The organism is Lacicoccus qingdaonensis (assembly GCF_900101075.1).
Lineage (GTDB): Bacteria > Bacillota > Bacilli > Staphylococcales > Salinicoccaceae > Lacicoccus > Lacicoccus qingdaonensis.
This window is the reverse complement of sequence record NZ_FNFY01000047.1, coordinates 1-7,915: the sequence shown is the minus strand read 5'-3', so window position 1 is coordinate 7,915 and position 7,915 is coordinate 1. Positions and strand designations below refer to the sequence as shown.

The following is a 7,915-nucleotide window of genomic DNA, read 5'->3' as shown; positions in this document are numbered from 1 at the left end:
GTATTTAATCGGGTTTATTTGACGTGCTTAATTTAGCTACTCATTATTTACTCAATCACTCCCAATATAACCTTGACTTTTTATAGCTGGTCTAAATAAAAAGAAACGAGGGATGAACATGTCGGAACATAATCATAAACATCGTGGCCATCACCATGACAATCACAACAATCATGAACAGCAGAAAGGACATGACAATACCGACGATCACGCGGGACACGACGTCCATCACGGAGATGATCACGCCCACCACGGCCATCACGGGGACCACAACGGGCACGAGGGCCATCATCATCACGGAGATTTCAAGAAGAAATTTTTTGTTTCACTGATTTTTGCAGTACCGATCATATTTCTCGCTCCGATGATGGGCATCGAGCTTCCGTTCCAATTCACGTTTCCCGGTTCTGACTGGCTGGTGCTGGTACTTGCAACAATACTTTACTTTTACGGTGGACAGCCTTTCATAAGTGGTGCCAAAGAAGAATTGAAAGCACGTAAGCCGGGCATGATGACACTGATTACAATGGGTATTTCGGTGGCATATTTCTACAGCCTGTATGCATTCTATATGAACCATTTCGGTGCGCCGGATGCACACACGATGGATTTCTTCTGGGAACTTGCGACATTGATTATCATCATGCTTCTGGGTCACTGGATTGAGATGGGTGCCGTGGGCAATGCCGGAGATGCACTCAAAAAAATGGCTGAACTATTGCCGAGCACTGCCGTCGTCATTGATGAGGCCGGCAACTCGAAAGAGATGGAACTTGCGGAAGTGAATGAAGGTGACCATGTCCAGGTGAAAGCGGGGGACAACATTCCGACGGACGGTGTGATCGTATCCGGACGCACTTCAGTCGATGAGTCGCTTGTTACCGGAGAATCGAGAAATGTTGAAAAGACAATTGATGACTCCGTCATCGGCGGTTCGGTGAACGGCTCCGGTACGATTACGGTAAAAGTGACAGGCACCGGAGAAAGCGGCTATCTGTCACAGGTGATGGGGCTGGTGAGCGCGGCTCAAAGTGATAAATCCAAAGCAGAACTGCTTGCCGACAGGATTGCCGGGTATTTATTCTACTTCGCACTCAGCGCGGGTCTGATTTCATTTGTCGTATGGATGATGATTTCGGGCAACGTAGATTTTGCGCTTGAAAGACTGGTGACGGTCCTGGTCATCGCGTGTCCCCATGCACTTGGGCTCGCCATTCCGCTCGTCACGGCGCGGTCGACATCCATTGGTGCGAGCAACGGTCTGATTGTCAAGAACCGCGAGTCTTTGGAAACTGCCAGACATTTGGACGCGGTCATGATGGATAAGACAGGCACGCTCACAGAAGGCAATTTCGCAGTGAATCATTTTGAAAGCTTCAATGAAGTTTATTCCGATGAAGAGGTGCTGGGATTCATGGCAGCAATGGAAAAAAGTTCGAGTCACCCGCTGGCACTCGGCATACTGGATAAAGCGGCAGAGGAAGATGTTAATATCCCACACGCCGAAGATGTCAGCAACATACCCGGCATCGGACTGGAAGCGATGATCGCCGGTAAAGATATGAAAATCACAAGCGTGTCCTATTTCGAAGATAATGGCATGGATTATGACAAGGCACAGTTTGATGCCCTTGCGGGCCAGGGGAATTCAGTCAGCTTCCTGGTCATAGACGGTGAGAACAGCGGAATCGTCGCACAGGGCGACCAGATCAAATCAAGTTCCAAAGACATGGTGAGAGACTTGATCGACCGCGGTATTGAACCCGTCATGCTGACAGGCGACAATCGTCAGGTGGCAGAAGCCGTCGCAGCTGAACTGGGCATCACCGAGGTCAATGCACAGATGATGCCTGAAGATAAAGAGGCACTGATCCACTCGTACCAGAAAGAGGGCAGGAAAGTGATGATGGTCGGTGACGGCATCAATGATGCTCCGAGTTTAGTCAGGGCGGACATCGGCGTCGCAATCGGCGCCGGCACGGATGTCGCTGTCGAATCCGGAGACGTCATACTTGTCAAGAGCGAACCGTCGGATATCATGAATTTCTTGTCACTGGCAGAGAAGACGATGAAGAAAACAGTGCAGAATCTATGGCTCGGGGCAGGTTATAACATAATCGCCGTCCCGCTTGCAGCAGGCGTCCTCGCTGCAGCCGGGCTCATCCTCTCTCCCGCAGTCGGCGCAATACTGATGTCGATCAGTACGGTGGTCGTCGCACTGAATGCAATGACGCTGAGATTGAATGGATGATGAGCGTTGAGATATTTATTCGCATAAAGGGGCCAAATAAGAAGTTTTTCACATAACATGTTAGGATGGGGTGTATTCAAATACACATTGGAGCTGAATTTGATGATTGATATTCATAACCATCTGTTAATTAATATTGATGACGGTCCAACTTCAAAGAATGAGGCGCATGAATTACTCGAGCAGGCGGCAGCGCAGGGTATAACGAACATTATGGTTACCCCGCACCATCAGGTCGGCAATTGGTATACGCCGAAGGAAAAAGTGCTTGAAGAAATAAAAATCTTAGAAGCGATCATTAACGACAATAACATCGATATCAACGTCCATCATGGTCAGGAAATCCGCATCAATGAACATATTTTGGAGGAACTTCGTGATGGAATCAATACGACTTTGAACGATTCCAGGTATATACTCGTAGAATTGCCGTTCGGCGAACTGCCACCGTATTACGACGCAGTGATTGATGAGCTCGTTACGCACGGCTATACACCGATTATTGCCCATCCTGAAAGATGCCAGCCTATAGTGAATGATATAGATATATTATATGAACTGATCAATAAAGGTGCAGTGGCGCAGGTAACTGCCGGGTCCATAACCGGAGATTTCGGAGATACTTTGCAGGAAATCGGTTTGAAGATGATCGAAGATGATCTGATTCACATAGTGGCGAGCGATGCCCACGATGCTGACTACAGACCGTTCAAACTTAAAGAGGCATTGGACGTCATTGCAGACAAACTGGGTTCTGAATATGCAGATACCCTGGTGGATAATGCAGAGAAAATCTTCAGAGATGAGAAGATAGACACGAAAAAATCAATTAAATATATATGATAAAATGCCAGGCCGGTCATCAGCAGATGACCGGTCTTTTTGTAAGCGCCGCGGGTGCGGATTTCATCATTATCCAGTCACTCACAGCTCTCAGTGACCGACAATCCGCCAGCCGGCGAAAAGTCCACAGACCGTGCGAACGATCATCCGTCTGTCTACACAGAAGACGTGGATGACTCCGAAGGCGTGGCGGCTCCAGTGAGCGATTCCGATGACGGTTCGGCTGACGCCAGTGAGTCGGAAGTTCTTCCAAACACAGGTGTCGCAGAACAAAGTACCACGATATTCGCGGCTGTTTTGGCAGCACTTGGACTCGGCTTCCTTGTGAAAAGAAGAAAACCGACAGATAAATAAGAGATTGAATGATGAAACCTCCAAAGCTATTTCAGCTATGGAGGTTTTTTGATGCGCCATGTCGAGAGACTGCCTCGCTCCCGACATCGTTTTCGCACCATGTCGGGAAACTGCCTCTCCCCCGACATCGTTTTCGCGCCATGTCGGGGTACAGCCCCTGTCCCGACATCGTTTTTGCGCCATGTCGGGAGACTGCCCCTGTCCCGACGTCGTTTTCGCGCCATGTCGGGAGACCGCCCCTGTCCCGACATCGTTTCTGCGCCATGTCGAAACAGCGCTCAAGTGGCGCACCCGGACGGACTGTCGATCGCTCTTATCCAAATAATCAATCACTTCCATATTAATTCTTCCAATTATTCACTATAATTAAATTTAATCAGACATTGGGTTTGGAGGGGCAGCATGTTAAGGAATAAAAAAGATGTCAAACGTTTGGAAAATGAACTACATAATATCGGTAACCAGGTCAGCAGTTATTCCGAGGAGAGTTTCGACAAGGACATCAAAAATCTGTGGCAGAAGCTGAAAGTCCGCACAGGAAACGCGCAGCTGAAATCGATGCACATCGATACAATCTCCACTCTGGAAAAGGGGATGCCGATCAATCTGCTAGTGAATAATGGTCTCAGAACGATTTACGATGTGGCACCCTATGATGTGAATCAGCTGACAAATATTAACGGTATCGGCGATACATATGCAGCGTTGATTCATGATGCCGTAACGAGAATAAAGGAATCGGTCTATCAGCAGGCGCATCCGAGAATGGATCCGGATAATCTGGCCGATCTTGATTTGAAACTGATTGAAACGGTTTATAGAAAAAGGGAGATATTGACCAAGGCTGAGAAAGCAGTAAAACTGCTTAAACAGTATGAATCGGAAGTGAATCCTTATATATCCATCGCAAAGAAACAGAAGAACTTTTTCATGGGACTGTTCCAGTCCAGTGATGAAAAAGAAGCGGTCGAACATGCATTTGGTGAATTGAATAAAGAGCAGTTTCAGGACAAACTGGAACAAATAAAAACGATGCTGAATCATATCGAAGGTTTCTCGGTTTCTGAATATGAGCTTATCGAGCATTTCATCAATAATAACGCAGCCTACTATATTGAAATTGAAAAAGTGACGGGCTATTCGCAAGTGGAAACTGCGGGTGATATTCCTTCTGAAATCGTCAATGCCGTCGAGGCATTTCCACTGGATACGAGCGGGTTGGATTTGACGCTCAGGCACTATCAGGAGTTCGGTGCGAAGTATGGGCTGCTCAATAAAAGAACGCTTCTCGGTGATGAGATGGGGCTCGGTAAAACGATCCAGGCGATGGCGATGATCAACCATCTGCGTCTTGAAGGTAAAAAACATGCGATTGTCGTCTGCCCGCTCAGCGTCATTGCCAACTGGAAAAGGGAGATACAGAAATTCTCACGCCTGAAGGTTTTTATTTTCCATGGGAACGGCCGTGACGAAGCATTTGAGCGCTGGAAGACTGAGTCGGGTGTGATGCTGACGACATATGGTCATGCAGGGAAGCTCGACAGGGATGAGATTCCTGATCTCAATGTGCTGGTTGTCGATGAAGCGCACTTTGTTAAAAATCCGGGCGCAAGACGTTCCGAGAGTGTGTATAAACTTGGTGAAAATACGGAGTATGTGCTGTATATGAGCGGGACGCCGCTTGAGAACAGGCTTGCTGAGATGAAGCAGCTGATTCGCGTACTGCAGCCGGAGCTTGCAGACCAACTGACGCAGGAATTGTATCTTCTTGAACCGAAGGCATTCAAACGGACGGTGGCGCCGGTATATTTGAGGCGGAACCGGGTGGATGTACTGGGTGAACTGCCTGAATTGGATATCATTCCGAAGTGGACCGAATTTGGCAAAGATGAAAGCCGGTATTATAAGGAAGCCGTTTTAAACGAACAGCTGATGAAGATGAGACGGGCTGCCTGGACGGGCGGTACGCCGGAGAAGTCGCCGAAGCTGGAAGTGTTGCTGGATATTTGCGAGGAAGCGGCGGACAACGGGCATAAAGTGCTGGTGTTTTCATATTTTAGGGATGTTATGCGGACGATCGAGTGCCATCTCGGGGACTGTACATTCGAACCGATCAGCGGGGATGTACCGAACAAGAGGCGCCAGGAAATCATCGATGATTTCACAAAAGCAGAACCGGGCTCTGTACTCATCAGCCAGATACAGGCCGGCGGCGTCGGGCTCAATATACAGGCGGCGAACATCATCATATTGTGCGAACCGCAATGGAAACCATCGACGGAGGAACAGGCGATCAGCCGGGCATACCGGATGGGACAGTCGAGGAATGTTGTCGTCTACCGGCTGCTTACTGAAGACAGTATAGATGTCAGCATGCTTGAAATACTCGGCGAGAAATCCGAACTGTTCGATGTTTACGCAAGAGAATCCCAGGTGGCATCCATTGCGATGAACGAGTCGGACGCATCCGTAAAGCAGAAGGTCATGGAAATGGAGCAGCAGCGTGTGGCAGAGCGTGTTGAATGATTTTAATGGAGGGTGAAAGATGAATCAATCACTGATTTCAAAGCCGGTGTCAAAGCTTGCACCGCTTATAAAAAATAAAAGCATATCACCGGTTGAACTCACAAAAGCGGTGCTGGATCATGCGGAAGTAAAACAAAAGGACATCAATGCATATATCAGTTTTACCCGTGAAAAGGCGGAAGCGGCCGCAAAGCATGCAGAGCAGGAAATATTGAACGGAAATTACCGGGGCATGTATCACGGCATTCCGATCGCGCTTAAAGACAACATATACATCAAGGATGAAACAACGACAATGGGCTCTGAAATCCACCGAAATTTCAAACCTGCTTATAACGCCACCGTTGTCGAAAAACTGTCTGAAGCTGGTGCGATTTTCACCGGCAAGCTGAACATGCATGAATACGCCTACGGCATTACGAACGATAATCCGCATTACGGTGCATCGAGAAATCCATGGAATACGGATAAGATCACAGGCGGCTCGAGCGGCGGCTCCGGTGCTGCGGTGGCAGCAGATATGACGTCGGCGTCGCTCGGTACCGACACTTCCGGCTCCATCCGCATCCCGGCGGCATTATGCGGCGTCACCGGCCTGAAGCCGACGTTCGGCCGGGTGAGCACATACGGCACTTTCCCGCTCGCACCGAGTCAGGACCATATCGGGCCGATGACGAAAAGCATTAAAGACGCGGCGGGCTTACTTGAAATCATTGCCGGTCAGGATAATAAAGACCCGATGACTTTGAATGCTCCGCCTGAAAATTATTTGGATCATCATACTGGTGACGTGAGTGGTCTCGTCATCGGCATTGATGAGAAGTATTTCTTTGAAAATGTCGACGCTGATATTGAAAAAGCGGTGAGAGACAATATCCGGTTTCTTGAAATGAATGGAGCCAAAGTTGAGCTGATTGAAATACCTATGCTGCACGGTACTGAGGATTTGGACCAGATTACCGTGTTCAGTGAAGCATCCGCCATTCACCGGGATGAATTACTTAAAAATCCGGAAGCATTCGGTATAGAGATGAGAACCGTATTCCAGAATATCAAAGTGCCGTCAGTCATCGATTATATAAAAGCACAGGAGGCTAAGAAAAGGCTGAAAAGCGAACTGCTGAGAGTATTCGAAACGGTGGATGTACTGATTTCACCGACACTGCCCTTTACAGCACCTGACATCGGCAGCAATTTCGTCGATATCAACGGTAAGAAAGAGGAACTGATTAAAAGTGCGCTGCACTTTATGCGTCCGGCAAGTTTAACGGGGCTGCCGGCACTGTCAGTGCCGTGCGGTTTCAAGGATGGACTGCCGATCGGCCTCCAGATTATCGGACCGCCGTTATCTGAAGCGAAGCTGCTCGACGTCGGCTATCTGATAGAACAGAATCAGTCATAATATGGATTTGAACATGAAATGTCATATCAATGAGACATAAGACCTTCTTTGCCACATGCACGGAAGGTTTTTAATTCGAGACATTTAACTGTCTGAATATTCATTTATTTGATAAAATAATATATGAAAGCGTTTTACATAATGTTGCCAAAGCTTCCCGTTAGTCAACCAGATTTAAATAAGACCAGCTATAAAAAGTCAAGGTTATATTGGGAGTGATTGAGTAAATAATGAGTAGCTAAATTAAGCACGTCAAATAAACCCGATTAAATACAAATTTTAATCAGGCGGCCCCTGTGGTTGGTGATTATCCATCCAGTGGTTAGTGGGGCTTGTAAGGTTTCTTATCCCGCATTATCGCGAAGATGATGTGTGTGAGCTTCCGTGCGACGGCACCGACAGCTGTCCCATGTACTTTGCCTCTGTTGCGTAATTTTTGGTAATACGCAGTTAACGCAGGGTCCTGGTTGCTGGCTACAAATGCAGCTTGCCAGATGGCCCGTCTTAAATAAGGGGAGCCTCTCTTTGATAACTTGGTT

6 protein-coding genes are annotated in these 7,915 nt (G+C 47.8%); 5 read left to right on the top strand and 1 reads right to left on the bottom strand.

What is annotated here, in order from left to right; all coding sequences use genetic code 11:
• The first annotated feature begins 118 nt into the window (after positions 1-118).
• From BLR15_RS13435 to BLR15_RS13415, 5 genes are all read left to right on the top strand, one after another.
• Positions 119-2,251, top strand: a complete 2,133-nt coding sequence (locus tag BLR15_RS13435; RefSeq protein WP_218118675.1) for a heavy metal translocating P-type ATPase — start codon at positions 119-121, stop codon at positions 2,249-2,251.
• A 57-nt stretch (positions 2,252-2,308) separates the two neighbouring features.
• Entirely contained in the window at positions 2,309-3,094 is a 786-nt protein-coding gene (locus BLR15_RS13430) for a tyrosine-protein phosphatase (protein ID WP_245696818.1), read from the top strand.
• Positions 3,095-3,187: 93 nt separating this feature from the next.
• Positions 3,188-3,448: an LPXTG cell wall anchor domain-containing protein gene (locus BLR15_RS13425; protein ID WP_176754174.1), complete on the top strand. Its 261-nt coding sequence runs from the start codon at positions 3,188-3,190 to the stop codon at positions 3,446-3,448.
• Positions 3,449-3,850: 402 nt separating this feature from the next.
• Positions 3,851-5,974 (top strand): DEAD/DEAH box helicase, encoded by a 2,124-nt coding sequence (locus BLR15_RS13420; RefSeq protein ID WP_092988311.1) that lies wholly within the window; start codon positions 3,851-3,853, stop codon positions 5,972-5,974.
• 19 nt (positions 5,975-5,993) lie between these two features.
• Positions 5,994-7,376, top strand: coding sequence for an amidase (locus tag BLR15_RS13415; protein ID WP_092988309.1), 1,383 nt, complete (start codon positions 5,994-5,996; stop codon positions 7,374-7,376).
• Between the two features lie 322 nt (positions 7,377-7,698).
• On the opposite strand, the gene BLR15_RS13410 is transcribed toward BLR15_RS13415, so the two are convergent.
• Positions 7,699-7,915: transposase (locus BLR15_RS13410; RefSeq protein ID WP_143004009.1), on the bottom strand; the 217-nt coding region annotated here is incomplete at its 5' end.

Bases quoted from the DNA above. Each gene is read 5' to 3' on its own strand.
- BLR15_RS13420 (WP_092988311.1), top strand. From the start codon at position 3,851: ATGTTAAGGAATAAAAAAGATGTCAAACGTTTGGAAAATGAACTACAT.
- BLR15_RS13435 (WP_218118675.1), top strand. From the start codon at position 119: ATGTCGGAACATAATCATAAACATCGTGGCCATCACCATGACAATCAC.
- BLR15_RS13415 (WP_092988309.1), top strand. From the start codon at position 5,994: ATGAATCAATCACTGATTTCAAAGCCGGTGTCAAAGCTTGCACCGCTT.
- BLR15_RS13430 (WP_245696818.1), top strand. From the start codon at position 2,309: ATGTTAGGATGGGGTGTATTCAAATACACATTGGAGCTGAATTTGATG.